15 protein-coding genes are annotated in these 16731 nt (G+C 69.0%); 8 read left to right on the top strand and 7 right to left on the bottom strand.

All coding sequences use genetic code 11. The annotated features are described in order from the left end of the window. The first annotated feature begins 3 nt into the window (after positions 1-3). The 7 genes from ON26_RS23700 to ON26_RS23670 are packed head-to-tail and all read left to right on the top strand — an operon-like array spanning position 4 to position 7651. Entirely contained in the window at positions 4-1506 is a 1503-nt protein-coding gene (locus tag ON26_RS23700) for an MCE family protein (RefSeq protein WP_040798707.1), read from the top strand. A 2-nt stretch (positions 1507-1508) separates the two neighbouring features. After that, positions 1509-2531 carry an MCE family protein gene (locus ON26_RS23695; RefSeq protein WP_040798927.1) on the top strand — a complete coding sequence of 341 codons (1023 nt, stop codon included), beginning with the start codon at positions 1509-1511 and terminating at the stop codon, positions 2529-2531. Then, entirely contained in the window at positions 2531-3538 is a 1008-nt protein-coding gene (locus ON26_RS23690; protein WP_040798925.1) for an MCE family protein, read from the top strand. The genes ON26_RS23695 and ON26_RS23690 overlap by 1 nt, the downstream gene beginning before the upstream one ends. Continuing rightward, positions 3538-4656 (top strand): MCE family protein, encoded by a 1119-nt coding sequence (locus tag ON26_RS23685; RefSeq protein WP_051027444.1) that lies wholly within the window; start codon positions 3538-3540, stop codon positions 4654-4656. The genes ON26_RS23690 and ON26_RS23685 overlap by 1 nt, the downstream gene beginning before the upstream one ends. Next, positions 4653-5768 (top strand): MCE family protein, encoded by a 1116-nt coding sequence (locus tag ON26_RS23680; RefSeq protein ID WP_040798705.1) that lies wholly within the window; start codon positions 4653-4655, stop codon positions 5766-5768. Before ON26_RS23685 ends, ON26_RS23680 begins: the two co-directional genes overlap by 4 nt. After that, positions 5765-6940: an MCE family protein gene (locus ON26_RS23675; protein ID WP_040798704.1), complete on the top strand. Its 1176-nt coding sequence runs from the start codon at positions 5765-5767 to the stop codon at positions 6938-6940. The genes ON26_RS23680 and ON26_RS23675 overlap by 4 nt, the downstream gene beginning before the upstream one ends. Positions 6941-6958: 18 nt before the next feature. Next, entirely contained in the window at positions 6959-7651 is a 693-nt protein-coding gene (locus ON26_RS23670; protein WP_083884315.1) for a hypothetical protein, read from the top strand. Between the two features lie 39 nt (positions 7652-7690). Here the strand turns inward: ON26_RS23670 and ON26_RS23665 are convergent, their stop codons facing one another. From ON26_RS23665 to ON26_RS23650, 4 genes are all read right to left on the bottom strand, one after another. Beyond that, entirely contained in the window at positions 7691-8884 is a 1194-nt protein-coding gene (locus tag ON26_RS23665) for an RNA polymerase sigma factor (RefSeq protein ID WP_040798916.1), read from the bottom strand. A gap of 14 nt (positions 8885-8898) precedes the next feature. Next, positions 8899-9306: a YciI family protein gene (locus ON26_RS23660; protein ID WP_040798703.1), complete on the bottom strand. Its 408-nt coding sequence runs from the start codon at positions 9304-9306 to the stop codon at positions 8899-8901. A 148-nt stretch (positions 9307-9454) separates the two neighbouring features. Further along, entirely contained in the window at positions 9455-10705 is a 1251-nt protein-coding gene (locus ON26_RS23655; RefSeq protein ID WP_040798701.1) for a TetR/AcrR family transcriptional regulator, read from the bottom strand. 142 nt (positions 10706-10847) lie between these two features. Then, the gene (locus ON26_RS23650) at positions 10848-12131 is read right to left on the bottom strand and encodes a TetR/AcrR family transcriptional regulator (protein WP_051027471.1); all 1284 of its coding nucleotides are present in this window, start codon (positions 12129-12131) and stop codon (positions 10848-10850) included. 125 nt (positions 12132-12256) lie between these two features. On the opposite strand from ON26_RS23650, the gene ON26_RS23645 reads away from it, so the two are divergent. After that, positions 12257-12991: a DJ-1/PfpI family protein gene (locus ON26_RS23645; RefSeq protein WP_040798700.1), complete on the top strand. Its 735-nt coding sequence runs from the start codon at positions 12257-12259 to the stop codon at positions 12989-12991. 302 nt (positions 12992-13293) lie between these two features. Here ON26_RS23645 and ON26_RS23640 read toward each other — a convergent pair whose 3' ends face one another. Genes ON26_RS23640 through ON26_RS23630 form a run of 3 tightly spaced genes read right to left on the bottom strand, consistent with a single transcriptional unit; the run spans position 13294 to position 16604 of the window. Further along, positions 13294-15249, bottom strand: a complete 1956-nt coding sequence (locus ON26_RS23640) for an acetoacetate--CoA ligase (RefSeq protein ID WP_040798699.1) — start codon at positions 15247-15249, stop codon at positions 13294-13296. 26 nt (positions 15250-15275) lie between these two features. Further along, on the bottom strand, positions 15276-16103 hold the full coding sequence (locus ON26_RS23635; RefSeq protein WP_040798698.1) for an HpcH/HpaI aldolase/citrate lyase family protein: 828 nt from the start codon (positions 16101-16103) through the stop codon (positions 15276-15278). Continuing rightward, complete coding sequence (locus tag ON26_RS23630) at positions 16104-16604, bottom strand: MaoC family dehydratase (protein WP_040798696.1); 501 nt, start codon at positions 16602-16604, stop codon at positions 16104-16106. Between the last annotated feature and the right edge of the window lie 127 nt (positions 16605-16731).

Below are 16731 nucleotides of genomic sequence, written 5' to 3'. Positions count from 1 at the left end.
AAGGTGTTACTCGATCCCAGCGGCCGCGGCGCTACCGCGCGCCAGCTCACCCTGGCCGGTGTGGCCATGCTCGTTGCCTTCACTCTGGTACTCGGCGCGCTCGCGCTGCGCTACACCGGCTACTTCGAGGACAAGGTGGCGGTCAGCGCCGACCTGACCAGTACCGGCGACGGCCTGCCGCAGCGGGCCGACGTGAAGTTCCGCGGCATGGTCGTGGGCCGGGTGGACGCCGTCGAGATGGTGGCCAAGGGCCAGCGTCAGCGCGTCGACATCCATCTGGAACCGGCCGCCGCGCAGACCATCCCGGCGAATGTCACCGCGCGCGTCATCCCGAACAACATCTTCGGCGTGTCCGCGATCGAACTGGTGGACAACGGCCGCTCCGGCGCCTACCTCACCGAGGGCGCCTCCATCGCCGAGGACACCAGCTCCGAAACCATGCAGCTGCAGACCACGCTGACCGTGCTGCGCGATGTGCTCGACAACATCCAGCCGGCCAAGCTGGGCCGGGTGCTGGCCACGCTGGCCGCCGCGCTCGATCCCGCCTCGCGCGTGCCCGGTTCCACGGTCGAGCGGCTGGACCGCTGGATCACCGAGGTCAGGCACATTCCCGGCGTCGGCGAGCTGCTCGGTGACCTGGGCGCGGCCACCACCGCGCTGAGCCAGTCGGCGCCCGAACTCGTCGGGGTGCTCACCGAATCGGTCACCGCCGCGCAGACACTGACCGAGCGCAGGAACAACCTGGTCGCCCTGCTGGCGAATGCCTCGGGCGCGGTGGACTCGGTCAACAGCCTGTTCGCCCGCAATCCGAACGCCGCCAAGGATCTGGTGCCCGGTCTCGGCGACCTGTTCGGCGGCCTGGCCGAGGATCCCGACGCCATCCCGTACACCGCGCGCAACCTCAACCAGTCCCTGGCCGCGCTGGCCTCGGTGTTCACCTGGGGCCCGAAGAAGCAGATGGTCTGGAAGATGGACGTGAGCTTCACCCCGTTCCAGCAGTACACCGCCGAGGACTGCCCGCGCTACGGCGATCTGGCCGGTCCGCGCTGCGGTGGTCCGACGGTGCCCACCGAGGCGCCCGAGCAGGTGTATCCCGAACAGATGCGTCCGGGCTGGCTCGATGCCGCCGGTCCCGCGCCGACCGTGGTCGTGCCCGGCCTGCCGGGATCCGACGAGGGCGCGACGATTCCGGGGCTGCCCGGTATTCCCGGGCTCTCCGCCACCCCCGGCGTGCCGAGCATTCCCGGTCTGCCCGCGATTCCGGGCCTGCCGACGATTCCCGGCCTGACCGCGCCCGCCGCCGACGCCGAGGATCCGGCCCAGGACCCGACGGCCACCACGCCCGCGTCCACCATGCGCCCGATCGCCTCGGGCCGCGGCTACGCGGCGGTCGCGGCGGTGGTCGGCGGCAGGCCGACGGCGGCGCAGCTGCTGCTGCTCACGCCGGTGCTGGCCGGCGGCTCGGTGACCATGTACGAGACGGTCGACACGGACGGGGGTGCGTGAACGTGAAATCCGGAAAAGCATTGGCGGGGTTCAGCTTCTTCGCCATCGTGGCGATCCTGCTGACCTACACCATCTGGTCGACCCTGCAACGGTCGGTGCCGGGAACCACCCATTCCTACTCGGCCACCTTCACCGATGTGATGGGTGTGCGGATCGGTGACGACGTCCGCATGGCCGGAGTCCGCGTGGGCCGGGTCGACAAGATCGACTTCGACGAGGGGTACCTGGCGCGGGTGGACTTCAGCATCCAGGACAAGCAGCGCCTGACCACCAGCACGAAAGCGCTTGTGCGGTATCAGAACCTGATCGGTCAGCGCTACATCGCCCTGGTGCCGGGCGAGGGCGAGGGCGATCCCCTCGCCCCCGGCGAGAACATCCCGGTGGATCGCACCGAACCGTCCTTCGACGTCTCGGCGCTGCTGTCGGGTTTCGAGCCGCTGTTCTCGGTGCTGCAGCCGGATCAGATCAATTCCCTGTCGGAGACGCTGATCCAGGCCTTGCAGGGCGACAACGTCTCGCTGTCCACGTTGATCGTCCAGGCCGCCGACCTGGCGGCAACCTTCGGTCAGCGCGACGAGATCCTCGGGCAGGTCATCGCCAACCTCAGCTCGGTGCTGGCCGGCCTGGCCAACCGCAGCGGTGAACTGGAATCGCTGATCACCCAGTCCACCGCCCTGGTGGACGCCCTCTACGCCGAGGGCGAGCTGTTGAAATCCTCGGTCGACCAGGTGGCGACCTCCACCGACTCCCTGGTGGGTCTGCTCGCCCAGGTCAAGCCGGACATGGCCGCCGCGCAGGACGAGGCGACCACCGGTGTGGCGCTGCTGCTGCTCAACGGCGCCGCGCTGGACCGCGCGGCGATCCAGCTGCCCGGCCTGCTCAACTCGCTGGCCCGGTTCTCCAGTTACGGCAGCTACGGCAACGCCTACTTCTGCAGCCTGGATGTCTCGCTCTGGGGCGTGCTGCTGCCCCCCGGCCTGTTCTCGCAGGTCGGCGGCAACTCGCATTCGGAGGTGTGCCGCTGATGGCGCGGATTCGTAAGCTTCTGGCGGGCAACCGTTTTCTCTGGCAGGGAGTCGCGGCCGCGATGTTCGTGGTGCTCCTGCTGGTGGGCTCCAGCCTGGTCAAGCAGATCGGGGTGTCCGACAAGACGATCCACGCGGAGTTCGCCCAGGCCGCGGGCATGCGGCAGGGCGCGACCGTCGACGTCTCCGGCATCGAGGTCGGCACCGTGCGTTCGGTGAAGCTGGCCGGTGACAAGGTCGTCATCGACATGCGGGTGCGCGGCGATCTGAAGCTGGGCCCCGACGCCAGGGCTTCGATCAAGATGTCGACCATTCTCGGCCGCCTGCACATCGAGCTGGTTCCCGGCGACGGCAGCGGCCTGCCCGGCGACACCATCCCGCTGGAGAACACCACCGTCCCCTACAACCTGGGCAAGGTCATCCAGGACACCCAGTACGGCTCGTCTTTCGAGCGCATCGAGCGCATCGACCCGGACAAGCTGCGCCAGGCCCTCGATGCCCTCGACCAGCAGATGGGCGATTCGCCGCAGCTGACGGTGGCCGCGCTCGACAGCATCGGCTCGCTGGCGAAAGTGATCAACGATCGTCGCGACGAGGTCGATCAGCTGCTGAAGAGCATGGACACCGTGTCGACCCTGGTCGCCGACAACCAGAACGCGGTGCTGCTGTTGCTCACCCGCGGCGAGGCGATCGGCAATGCCGTGGCGGTGCGCCAGCAGATGCTCGCCCAGCTGCTCGACAATGTCGCCGCTCTCTCCGCCCTGCTGCAGGAGATGGGCATCGAGAACAACGGGCAGCTCGGGCCGCTGATCCACGATCTCAACACCATGACCGAGGGCCTCGAGAAGAACAAGGAAAACCTCGACCGGCTCTACGAGACCATGCCCGTGGCCATGCGCCAGTTCAACAATGTGCTCGGCAACGGTCCCTACGGCGACGTGCTCGCGCCGTGGATCCTGCCCGACAACTGGCTGTGCGCGGTCCAGGCGATTCCGGGGTGCCAATAATGAAGATTTGCAACAGGTTCGGTGTCACGGCAGCGGTGAAGACGGCCGTGCTGTGCCTGGCGGCCGGGGTGGCCTCGGGGTGCTCACTGCTCCCCGATTCCCTCGCCGGGCTGCCGCAGCAGTATCTCGGTGAACAGCTGCGCATCAGCGCCGATTTCGAGAACGTCGCGGGCATGTACGAGGGCAACGAGGTCGCCGTGCTCGGCGTCCCCGTCGGCCGCGTCGACACGGTGACCCCCAAGGGCAGCTACGTCCAGGTCACCATGTCGATCGACCGGGACGTGAAGGTCCCCGCCGACGCCATGGCGGCACTGATCTCCCCGCAGCTGATCACCAATCGCCACGTCGAGCTGGCCCCCGCCTACACCGGCGAGGGTCCCGTGCTCCAGGACGGCGACCACATCCCGCTGCAGCGCACCCGCGTCCCGGTCGAACTCGACCGGATTCTGGAGAACTTCGACCAGCTCGGCGCGGCGCTGAAGGGTGACGCCGAGAACGGGCCGATGGCCAGCCGTGTGCTCTTCCCGCTGCTCGACGGCAACGGCGACCGGCTGCGCCAGACGCTCGACGAGCTGGCCGGCGCCTTCGAGGTGAGTTTCGCCAACAAGGACCAGATCTCCAACACCATCATCAAGCTCAACGAGATCACCCACGTCATCGCGTCCAACGACGCGACGGTGCGGGAGTTCAGCGGCAAGCTCACCGAGCTGGTGGATCTGCTCGGCGCTCAGTCGCCCGGTCTGCACGCGGTGCTCACCCAGCTCAACGACTTCGTCGCCAACACCTCCGCGGTGGTCGGGCAGAACCAGGACCAGTTGGCCGGCGCGCTCACCCGGTTCGTGACCATCACCGAGCAGATGCGCGCCAACGCCCGCGGCCTCACCGAGATGATCGACGTGACGCCGCTGTTCTTCGAGAACCTGGCCAATGCGACCAGCGTGGAGCATCGCGCGATCCGCCTGCACGGCCTGCTCGACAAGTCGGTCTTCGACGGCGAATGGCTGTCGACCTTCTGCGAGCGGGTGCAGATGCGCGCCGACGGCTGCCGCACCGGCAAGATCCAGGACATGGGGCCCGATTTCGGCCTCACCGCCGCACTGCTCGGACTGACCTCATGAGCGCCCGCGCCTTCACCTCCCGCCTCGCCGCCGTCGCGCTGAGCCTGGCCGTGTTCACCGGCGCGACCGGCTGCGCGGTCACCGTGGACAACGTGCCGCTGCCCAAGCCCGGCATCGGCGGTCCCGGCTACAAGATCAACGCGGTCTTCACCGACGCGCTGAACCTGCCCGAACGCGCCCACGTGCGCATCGGCGGCACCGATATCGGCGTGGTCTCGGCGATCAGCACCACCAACTTCCTCGCCGAAGTGGAACTCGAGATCCGTGAGGGCATCGACCTGCCTCGCGGCACCACCGCCGAACTGCGCCAGGCCACCCCGCTCGGCGACATCTTCATCGCGATGACCCTGCCCGAGGCCGACCCGAACGCCGAACTGCTGCGCCCCGGCGACACCATCGGCGTCGAGCACACCTCGGCGGGCGCCTCGGTGGAGCAGCTGATGGTTTCCATCTCGATGTTGCTCAACGGCGGCGGTCTCAACCAGGCCGCCAAGATCACCTCCGAGATGAATTCGATGTTCGCCGGTCGCGCACCGCAACTGGCGCATCTGCTCAACGAACTCGGCGCCGCCATCGGCGCGCTCAACCAGCGCACCGCCGACATCGACAGCGTCCTGCACGGCGTCAATGTCCTGACCGGCGAATTGGCCTCCCGCAAGGAACAACTCGGCCGCGCCGCCGACACCTTCCCGGCGCTGCTCGGCCTGCTCGCTGAGAACAACCGGGACATCTCGGCGTTGATGGGCAAGGTCTCGGTGACCATGGCCGCGCTCGGCGACTTCACCGAGACCACCGGCCCCGACTTCGTCGGCCTGTTCGACAGCATCAAGGCGCTGATGGGCGGATTCACCCAGATGGGCGACGACCTCGGTCAGCTCCTGCAGCGCTACGAGGAGGTCTACCCCTCGGTCGCGGCCTCGTTCCGCGGTGAGGCGCTGGCCGTCGCGGCCACCGTGTCGTATCTGAGCATCGGCGCGCTGACCGACCCGTCGGGCAGCCGTCCACCCGAGCTGAACGACGTGCCGTTGTTCATCGGCAGTCTGGCGCAGGTGCTCGAGAAGGTCATCGGCAGGCTCAACAGCCCGCCGCGGCAGCAGGAGGGCGGCCGATGAACATCCCGCTGTGGAACTACTTGGTGCGCCGCCGGGTGGCGGTGGCCAATATCGGCCTGATCCTGGTGCTCGTCGCCGGGTCGGTCTATCTCGGCGCGGCCGTGCTGCGGGTCAACCCGTTCGCCCGCTCCTATGTGGTGACCGTCGAACTCGACAACTCCGGCGGTCTGCAGGCGGGCAACGACGTGACCTTCCGTGGCAGCCGCATCGGCATCGTGAAGGATGTGCGTGCCGGTGAGGTCGGCGTGCTCGCCGAGGCCGAGATCGACTCCGGCACCAAGGTTCCTGTCGGCGGCATCGTCGCCGTGGGCAGGCTGTCCGCCGCGGGCGAGCAGTACCTGGACTTCCGTCCGGACGCCGAGGGTGGCCCGTATCTGAAGGACGGCGATCGGATCGACCGCGAGCACACCCGCACCCCGGTGACCGTGCCCTCGGTGCTGAACAATATGAGCGACCTGATCGGCGGCATGAATCCCGATCGCCTCAATGTGATCATCAACGAGCTGGACAAGGCGCTGGCCGGCGGCCCGGACCGGTTGCGCAACATGATCTCCGGTATCAGCCGGGCCATGGCCGGCCTCGACAGCCTGCTCCCGCAGACCAGGCAGCTGATCGAGAACCTGCAGATCATCGCCGACACGACCTCGCACGCCCAGCCGGACCTGACCACCCTCACCACCGGCGCGGGCGCGCTGTTCGAACAGCTCACCGCCGCCGACCAGGAACTGCGCCGCTTCTTGGATCTGGCGCCCGATCAGCTGGCCACCCTCGGCGGTTTCATCACCGACACCGAAGACCCGATCACCAACCTCACCACCAACTTCGTGGCCATCACCCGGGCCGCGAAACTGCGCCAGCCCGCCATCGAAGCCCTGTTCCCCGCCCTGCGCGTGGGCTCGGCCGCGATCGGTCTGCCCGCCCACGACGGCGCATACCATACCCTCGTGGACCCGTGGCCTCGCCCGACCTGCGATTACCCCACGGTTCCGAAGATTCCGGTCGTCGAGACCACCGACACCAGGATCCGCCTCTACAACTACTGCGTGACCGAGGATCCGGCCCTGCAGATCCGCGGCTCCGCCAACGCCCCGCGGCCGAACGTGCCCGACAACGGCTCCGGCCCGCCGCCCGGCGTGACCGGCGACGAGCTGTCCCAACCTGTACCTCGGTAGACAAGGAATTCCCACGCCATGAGTGACAACGACGTCGATCCGGGCTCGGACAACGAAAATTCGTCCGAGAAGGCGGCCGAAACCGTGCGGATCGAGAAGAAGCCCGCCGAAACGGCGGATGACGCGGGTAGGACAAAGGCCGCGAAGACCACTGCGGCGAGCGCCGTCGCGGCAGCGGCGGACGGCGCGGAGCCGCGACCGGCCGCGAGCCGCGGCAAGCTCGTTGCCGCGGGCTCCATAGGCGCGATCGCGCTCGGCGCCGCCGTCGGCGCCGCCGGCTACTTCTTCGTCCAGAACAGCCAGAACGAAGCGCTGCTGGCCGCGCACGAGGAAGCCCGCCAGGCCGCCTGCGACTACGCTCCGCGCCTGGCCGACTACGACGCGAAGAATCTCGATGCCTACTTCGCCGGCGTTCTCGACGGCGCCACCGGCGACTGGCACGAACAGTTCGACGACACCAGCCGCGAACTGAGGGAAGTTCTCACCGAGGGCCAGGTGGTCTCCAAGGTGCAGCACGTGGAATGCGCCATCAAGACCGGTGACGAGACCTCCGCCGAGGCCGTCATCATGATCGGCCAGACCATCACCAGCGTCGGTACCCAGGGCCAGGCCTCGCCGGGCCAGCTGTCGATGATCCTGCGCATGGAGAAGACCGACGGCCGCTGGCTGGTCAACCAGGTGGACTCCCCCCTGCCCGCGCCGCAGCAGTAGCCGTTCCGCGTACGGAACCGGACCCGGCCGACGGGCTGGTCATGACCGGCGACCGCCGCTCTCCGAACGCTGGTCCGCTTCCCGGAGCCCTTCGGCGAGCCGCTGGTGGAGGGTCGCGGCCCGGAGTGTGAGGTGGTTGCGTTCGGCGAGGTTGTGCGCCTGGGCGGCGGCCTCCACGTAGAGCCGGGCGGCTGCGCGGCGGTCACCCGAGCGTTCGTGCAGGTACGCGGCCGCGGCGGAGTAGCGGGGGAGCGTCGGGTCGAGTTCGGCGAGCGCGGCCAGCCCGGCACGCGGGCCGTCCGCCTCTCCCACGGCGACAGCCCGGTTGAGCCGAACCACCGGGCTGTCGGTGAGCGCGACGAGTTCGTCGTACCACTCGACGATCTGCACCCAGTCGGTCTCCTCGGCGGTCGGGGCATCGGCGTGCAGCGCGGCGATCGCCGCCTGCGCCTGGTATTCGCCGAGCCGGTCGCGGGCCAGCGCGGTCTGGAGTATCGCGACGCCCTCGGCGATCAGGTCGTGTCGCCACCGGCCGCGGTCCTGTTCGGCCAGGGGCACGAGGCTGCCGTCGGCGCGGGTGCGGGCCGGGCGTCGGGCGTGGTGGAGCAGGAAGAGGGCGAGCAGGCCGGCGACTTCCGGATCTCCTGTGCCCGTGTGTAATTGCCTGGCCAGCCGGATGGCCTCGGCCGCGAGGTCGACATCACCGCTGTAGCCCTCGTTGAAGACCAGATACAGCGTTCGAAGAACCGTGCGCAGGTCGCCGGGGCGGTCCAGGCGGACCTCGCTCACCGTGCGCTTGGCGCGGCTGATCCGCTGGGCCATGGTCGCTTCGGGCACCAGGTAGGCCTGTGCGATCTGGCTGGTGGTGAGCCCGCCGACGGCGCGAAGCGTGAGGGCGACCGCGGAGGCCGGGCGCAGGCTCGGGTGCGCGCAGAGGAAATAGAGCTGCAGCGTCTCGTCCACATCCGCGGCCGGACCGGGTACGGGCTCTTCGGTCAGCAGGATCTCCCGACGGCGCCGGGCGGCCTCGGAACGGCTGAGGTCGACGAAGCGGCGCCATGCCGTCGTGATCAGCCAGCCCTTCGGATCCGAGGGCGGCTGCCCCGGCCAGGTTTCGACGGCGCGGATCAGGGCCTCCTGCACGGCATCCTCGGCGGAGGCGAAATCCGCGCCGCGGTGGACGAGCGCCGCCAGGACGCCGGGAATCAGCTCCCGCAGCCGGGTCTCGTCCACCGCGCCGACGGTGGTCACTCGGTGACGGTGGGAGGGGCGGTCAGGAACGGCCGGACCTCGAGCCACTCGTGGATCGGCTCGCCGCCCGCACCGGGCGCCGCCGAGAGCTCGCCGGCGAGTTCGACGGCACGGTCGTAGGAATCCACGTCGATGATCATCCATCCGGCGATCAGATCCTTGGTCTCGGCGAACGGACCGTCGGTCACCGGCGGCTTGCCGGCACCGTCGGAGCGCACCCACGCGCCTTCCGGCGCCAGCGCCTGGCCGTCGACGAATTCGCCACTGGCCTCCAGTTTCGCCGCGAAGTCGTGCATGTACTGCATGTGTGCCTGGATCTCCTCCGGCGTCCACCGATCCATCGGAACGTTGTTGACCGCCGCGGGCGCCCCCCGGTAGTGCTTGAGCAGCAGGTACTTCGCCATGACAATCTTCCCTTCGGTTCCGGCGACCCCGGTCGGTCGCTCACCCCTGGGACGGAGCGGGCACGCCGGTCTCGACATTCCCGCCCAGTTTTCTCCGATTATTTTTCCAGGGCCGATTGCGGAGCGGTGCGGAGCCGGCGATCGCCGGTCACGGGGCGGCGGGGCCGAAGAGGATGGCGTGCATGAGGTGGATGACCCGGGCCCGGTCGCAGATCTGATTGTCCGGTCCGAGCCATTGGCCCAGGTCCACGACCTGGGCGAGGGCGGCGTGCACGAGAACGCGCGCCTCGGCCGGGGAGAGCTCGGGGCGGGTCCGGACGAGCAGTTTGGCCCATTCCTCGACGTTCAGGCGCTGGATATTGCGCAGGAGGGTGCGGTCCTCCCGGGGGACATTGCTGATCTCGGCGTAGTAGACGAAGGTCAGCTCACGCTCGGCGAAGGAGCCGTCCACATAGAGTTCCACGAGTCTGGTGAGGGCTTCGCGCGGGCCGTCGGTGGAGGCGATGGCCGGCCCGATGGCCGCGGAGACGCGGTCGGCGGCGCGCCGGAAGGCGGCGGCGAGAATATCTCCCTTGCTGCGATAGAAGCGGTAGACGGCCGACGACGCGGGCAGGCCCGCCGCATTGGCGATGTCCTCGACGCTGACATTGGGATAGCCGCGCTGGTGGAACAGCTCCACCGACTTCTTGAGCAGCAGTTCGTGTTTGAAGGTGAGCGGGATCTCCGCGGGCCGGGCGGTCTCGGCGGCGCTCCCGGCGGGCGGCAGTTCGCTGTCGAGTACGGCGTAGGCGGACACGCGCAACAGTCCGGTCAGTGCCCGCACCGGGATGGAGACCTGGTGATCGGAGATGGAGCCGATCGCGCTGAGCGCCGAGGCGGACAGGACGATGCGATCGTCCTGGTCGAGTTCGGGACGGTGCTGCGCGAGCAGATCGCACAACACGTCCTGGCCGTCGGCCAGTTGCTTCATCATCGCGTGATAGTCCTCGGGCTCGAGGTAACGGCTCTGCCAGCGCAGCAGCGCGGAACCCCTGCGGTTGGCGATCGCACGGTCGATCAGGGCGCCGATGACGTGCTCGATGCGGTCACGGGCGGGTGCGGCGCGCAGCGCCGGGGGCAGTGTGACGGCTTCCTCGCACAGCGCGCTCAGCCGCAAGGCCTCTTCCCGGAACAGCGCGTACTTGCTCGGGTAGTGCCGGTAGAGGGCGGTGGAGCTGATGTCGAGGCGTGAGGCGATGTCCTCCATGCTCACACCGTGATAGCCGAGCAGTCCGAAGGCCTCGGCGGAGGCGGCGGCGATCTGCGCGCGACGGTCTCGGGGACGTTTGCGGACCACACGCTCGGCAGCCTGACCGCGACTTGCCGTGCCGCCGGAAGTGCGGCGCTTGTGCGCGTCCATTCGGCGATGTTATCCCAAACGGATGCTTGGTCGTGCTCTCTCGCGCTACCTGAATCAAACTGAATCAAAGGTCACAAAGGATCCGTAACAATGCTGCTCCTCTGCGCGATTTCAAATATCAGGATCGGAATATCCGTTAACATTACGGCGTTTGCCGCGCCGCTCGCGGAGCGGGTTGCCCGGCGCTGACCGGACGGCCGAACAGCGTGAGTTCCATCAGCAGACGCACCCGTAGCTGGGAGGCGATCGGGTCCTCGCCGAAGGAGCGGCCCAGGTCGACCACGAGCGCGAAAGCGGCATGCACGAGGAATCGGGTTTCGGCGGCAGAGAGGTCCGGGCGCACGTCGCGCACGAGCTTGCTCCACTCGTCGACGTTCAGTCGCTGGATATTGCGCAGCACGGCGCGTTCCTCTGCGGGCACGTGCTGGAATTCGGTGTAGTAGACGAACGTCAGCGCGCGCTCGGCGAACGAGCCGGAGACGAAACGCTCGATCAGCACGCTCATGGCGGCTTCCGGGCTCGGGGCCGACGCGACCGCCGGGCCGATCGCCGCCGAGACTCGATCGGCGGCGCGCCGGAAGGCGGCCGCGAGCAGATCGGACTTGCCGCGATAGAAGCGGTAGACCGCTGACGCGGCGGAAAGACCTGCGGCAGTGGCGATCTCCTCGACGCTGACATTCGGGTAACCGCGCTCGTGGAACAGTTCCACGGCCTTGCGCAGCAGCAACTCGTGCTTGAAGGAATCCGGGATATCCACGGCCGCAGGGGGTTCCGGGTCCGGCGCGGCGGCGGGCAGATCGGCCTGCGCCAGCGTCCAGCAGACCGAATCGAGCAGCTGGATCAGCGCTTTCGCGGGCAGTGTCGCGTGGTGGTCGGCGATGCTGGTGAGCACGCTGAGCATGGCGGCCCGCAGGACGCGCACATCGTCTTCGACGAGATCCGGCCGCAGCGAACGCAATTCGGTGCCCAGGGCGTCGAGCACGGTGGACTGCTGCTCGTTCAGGATCTGCTGGTCGGGCTCTTCGAGGTAGCGAACTTCCCAGCGCACCAGGGTGACTGTCGCGCGGTTGTCGATGACCGCCCGGGCCACCGCCCGCACGACATGGCGCAGCCTGCGCTCGGCAGACCAGTCCCGCGCCTCGTCCGGCAGCCGGATCGAGTCGGTCATCGCCGCGCCGACCCGCAGTAGTTCCTCCCGGAACAGGGCGTACTTGCTGGGGAAATGTCGGTACAGCGCGGCCGAGCTGATACCGAGACCCGACGCGATGTCCTCCATGCTCACGCCGTGATAGCCCAGCGCGCCGAAGGCTGCGGCCGACGCGGCGGCGATCTGCGCCCGGCGGTTCTTCGGCCTGCGCCGGATCGGACGTGGTGCCGAGTCGCCGTCGACCGCTGGTCGCGCCGTGCGGCGGTTGTCGACACTCATGAAGAACATCGTAACGATGCCGTCCCGACCGGGATTTGCCCAGGTCGATGCCGCGGCACTCGGGTCCTCCCGCCGGTCGCCGTTGCTACCGTTCGAATGGATGGTCCGACAAAGGAGTTGTGCCGATGAGCGCTCGACAGGTGGCGATCGTGCTGTATCCAGGGATGACCGCATTGGACGCGATCGGTCCCTACGAGGTGTTGCGTTTCCTGCCCGACGTACAGGTGCGGCTCGTCGGCCACGCGGTCGGGCCGGTGCTCACCGACAGCGGCGTGCTGGCGCTCGGTGTGACGCACACCTTCGAGGAGACACCCGCGCCGCACATCATCGTGGTACCCGGCGGTCCCGCCGCGACCGCCCTCGCCGGCGACCGGCGAGTGCTGGACTGGCTGCGGGCCGCGCACAGCCGGGCCGAATGGACCACATCGGTGTGCACCGGATCGCTGATCCTCGCGGGCGCGGGGCTGCTCGACGACAAGCCCGCGACCACGCACTGGGTCGCGCAATCCGCGCTCGGCGCGATGGGCGCGCGGCCGCAGCGCGAGCAGCGCGTCGTACGTTCGGACACCAGGATCGTCACAGCGGCAGGCGTCTCGGCGGGACTCGACATGGCGCTGTGGCTGGTCGGGGAGATCCACGGCCCGGCACGGGCGCAGGCCATCCAGCTCGGCATCGAGTACGACCCGCACCCGCCGTTCGACACCGGCCACCCGAGCAAGGCGGACGGGGCGGTGCGCCGGGCCGCGCTGGGCGATCAAGCGCTGCTGATGCGTTCGTTCACCGCGAGTGAGCTGGTTCGCACCGTCACCGGAGCCCAGCGCGCGATCTGGCGCAACGTGCTGCGCCGCGCCCGTCGCTGACCGTGGTGCGCCGCTCCCGCTGATCGTCCGGCGCGGTACCCGCGGTAGATCGGTACGCGCTGGATCCCCGCCGTCACGCCTGAGCCAGTCGGCGATGCGCTGCACGCTCCGGACGGCGCGCTGTCCCGCGCCGGCGGCTGATCGCGCGGCCGATCGGCATCGTGCCTGTCCGGGCGGGCTCCAGCCGTCTCGGCTCGATGGAGGACGCTGGGCAGGGTCGGTCGGGCCGTTCCCGTGGCGCTCGGTCCGTCCGCTCGTCTGCGCGCTGGGCCGCGGACTGCAAGGACGCGTCGAGGCCGGCGCTACGTGCCGGCTGGGCGAACGGCCGCGTACCAGTCCAGCAGGTCGGGGGCGTCGACGGCGCTGCGTTCGACGACGCGGGTGGCGTCCGCGCCCTGGAGCAGCTTCTTGATCGGTACCTCCAGCTTCTTGCCGGTTCGGGTGTGTGGGATGCCGGGGGCTAGCAGGATCTCGTCGGGGACGTGCCGGGGCGAGACTTCGGTGCGGATGGTCTGCCCGATACGGTCGACGAGTTCCGCGGTCAGTTCCGCGCCGGGGGCGAGCAGGACGAACAGCGGCATCCAGTAACCGCCGTCGGGCTGTTCCACGCCGATCACCAGTGCCTCGGCGATCTCGGGCAGACTCTCCACCGCCTGGTAGATGTCGGCGCTGCCCATCCGGATGCCGTGGCGGTTGAGCGTGGAATCCGAGCGGCCGTGCACCACGATGCTGCCGTGCGCGGTGCGCGTGATCCAGTCGCCGTGCCGCCAGACGCCGGGGAACATGTCGAAATATGCGTCGTGGTAACGCTTTCCGTCCTCGTCGCGCCAGAACGAGACCGGCATGGACGGCATGGGCGCGGTGACGACCAGTTCGCCGACCTCACCGCGCACCGAGTTACCCGACGCGTCGTAGGCGTCCAGGGCGACGCCCAGATAGGGCACCGACAACTCGCCCGGCCAGACCGGGACGGTGCGGGCCCAGCCCAGGAAGGCCGACACCACGTCGGTACCTCCGCTGATGGAGGCGACCGGCACACCGACATTGTCGCTCAGCCACAGGGCCGAGGAGGGCGGCAGTGCCGAACCGGTGATGCCGACCAGGCGCAGCGCCGACAGGTCGTGCTCGGCGGCCGGGCGCGCGCCCGCCTTGATGCAGGCCAGGACATAACCGGGGCTGGTGCCCAGCACGGTGGCACCGGTCTCGGCGGCCAGCCGCCACAGGCCGTCCGGGGCGGGATAGGTGGGGCTGCCGTCGTAACAGACGATGGTCGAGCCGGTCAGCAGCCCGGCGACCTGGAAGTTCCACATCATCCAGCTCGGGCTCGTGTACCAGAAGAAGGTGTCCTCGGGACCGATATCCGATTGCAGGGCAACAGCTTTGAGGTGTTCGAGGAGGACGCCGCCGTGACCGTGGACGATGCCCTTGGGCAGGCCGGTGGTGCCGGAGGAGAACACGATCCACAGCGGATGGTCGAAGGCGACCTGCTCGGTCTGCAGATCCGGCGTGCGCCCGGAGTCGGCGACTGCCTCCGTCCATGCGGTCGTCTCCGGCACGGACGCGCCGAGCCGGTGCACCACGATGGTCGAGCGCAGGCTCGGCAGGCCCGCACGCAAGGCGGCGATATCGGCGCTCTTGTCGTGGGCCTTGCCGCCGAAGCGATAGCCGTCGGCGGTGATCAGGACCGTGGGCTCGAGTTGGCCCAGCCGGTCGAGGGCCGCCTTGGGCGAGTAGTCCTGGCCACAGGCGCTCCACACGGCGCCGATGCTCGCCGTCGCGAGAAAGGCGATCACGGCTTCGGGGATGTTGGGCAGGTAGCCGATGACACGGTCGCCCGGCTGGACGCCGAGTTCCCGCAGCGTGTGCGCCATCGCGGCGGTCTGCCCGAGCAGTTCTGCCCAGGAGATCTCGCGGGGCGGCTCGTCCTCGGAGACCGCCAGGATCGCCGGACGGTCGGTGCGGGCCTGGCGCAGCACCTGGTCGACGTAGTTCAGGCGGGTGCCGGGGAACCAGTCCGCCCCGGGCATCCGGTCGTCGGCCAGCACCTCGCCCGCGATCTCCCCGAGATCGAAGTACTCCCAGACCGCGCGCCAGAATCCGGGCAGATCGCTCACCGACCATTCCCACAGCCGGTGATAACCGGCCGCCTCGGGACCTTCCGGCGCCTCGAAACTGCCGTTCTCGGCGGCGAACCGGGCGAAATCGGTGATTCTGGCCTCGGCGATATCGCTCTCGGCCGGCGTCCACTGGGGTTGCATGGCGGTACTCCTCTGTGCCTGGATGATCAGTCGCGGCCGGCGCGGCGCAGCAGTTGTTCGGCGTGCAGCAGGACCGGGCCGTCGACCATCCGGCCCTCGAAGGCGAACACGCCGCGATGATTCGGCACTTCGGCGAGAACCCGCTTCGCCCAGGAGATCTCCTCCTCCGAGGGCGCGTAGGCGGACCGGATCACCTCGACCTGGCTCGGGTGGATGGCGACCTTGATGTCGAAGCCGGAGGCCACCGCGTCCTCGGACTCGGCGCGCAGTCCGTCGAGATCGCGGATGTTCAGGTAGACCGAGTCCAGCGCCAGCTTGCCGTAAGCCTTGGCGGCAAGCAGGGTGGTGGAGCGGACGTGCCTGGCCACATCGCGATAGGTGCCGTCCGGGTGCCTGCTGCTCGTGCCGCCGAGCCCGGCGACGAGATCCTCCGCGCCCCACATGACGCCGATGGCGTTGCGGGCCCGCACCGCCCGGTTCACCGCGAGTGCCCCCGACGGCGACTCGACCAGCGCGATGACCTCGAAATCGGCGAGGTCGGTGATCTGCTCGGCGGATTCCGCCTTGGGCAGCATGAGCCTGCGATAACGGGTGTCGGCCAGGGCGAGCAGATCGAGAGCGTGGTCCTCGGTGCCCGCCGCGTTCACCCGGATCACGGTGCGCTCGGGATCGAGCGGCGTGGAAACGAGGGCCGCACGGGCGGCGGCCTTGTCGGCGGGCGCCACCCCGTCTTCGAGGTCGAGGATCACCACATCGGCCGCGGCGGCCGCCTTCGCGAACCGTTCCGGACGATCGGCGGGGCAGAACAGCCACGCCGGCCCCGGCATCTCCCATGGGCTACCCGTACCCGACATCTACTGCTCCGTTCCCGACCGGTCCGGGCGGAACCGGACCATGGTCTTACGGGTGGCCGTCGCGACCACCTCGCCGTGTTGATTGCGCGCGGTGTGCGCGAAGGTGACCACACCCTCGCCCGGTCGCGACTCGGACGCGCGCTTGCCGATGACCACGGTTTCGGCGTACATGGTGTCGCCGTGGAAAAGCGGCTTGGGAAAGGCGATTTCGGAGAACCCGAGATTGCCCACGATGGTTCCCTGGGTCAGCTGGGCGACCGAAAGGCCGACCATCGTCGAGAGGGTGAACATGGAGTTCACCAGGCGCTTGTTGAACGGCGGCAGCGCATCACTGAACGCGGCGTCCAAGTGCAGTGCCTGGGTGTTCATGGTGAGCGTGGTGAACAGGACGTTGTCGGCCTCGGTGATGGTGCGGCCGGGCCGGTGCTCGTAGATCACATCGGTCTCGAACTCCTCGAACCACAGGCCCCGCTGGACGACCCGCCGCAGTTCCGACGGCACCGAAGGCTCGGGTCGAGGTTGTGTCTTCCGCTCCTGTGACGGGGGCCCTGCGTGGTGATGCTGCGCTGCCTCCTCCGGGCCCTGACCGCTCACAGGTTGTGTCTTCCGGTCCTGTGACGGGGGCCCT

This window comes from Nocardia higoensis NBRC 100133 (assembly GCF_000308595.1).
GTDB lineage: Bacteria > Actinomycetota > Actinomycetes > Mycobacteriales > Mycobacteriaceae > Nocardia > Nocardia higoensis.
Note: the sequence above shows the minus strand (reverse complement) of the source record. Positions and strands in the feature narration are given on the sequence as shown.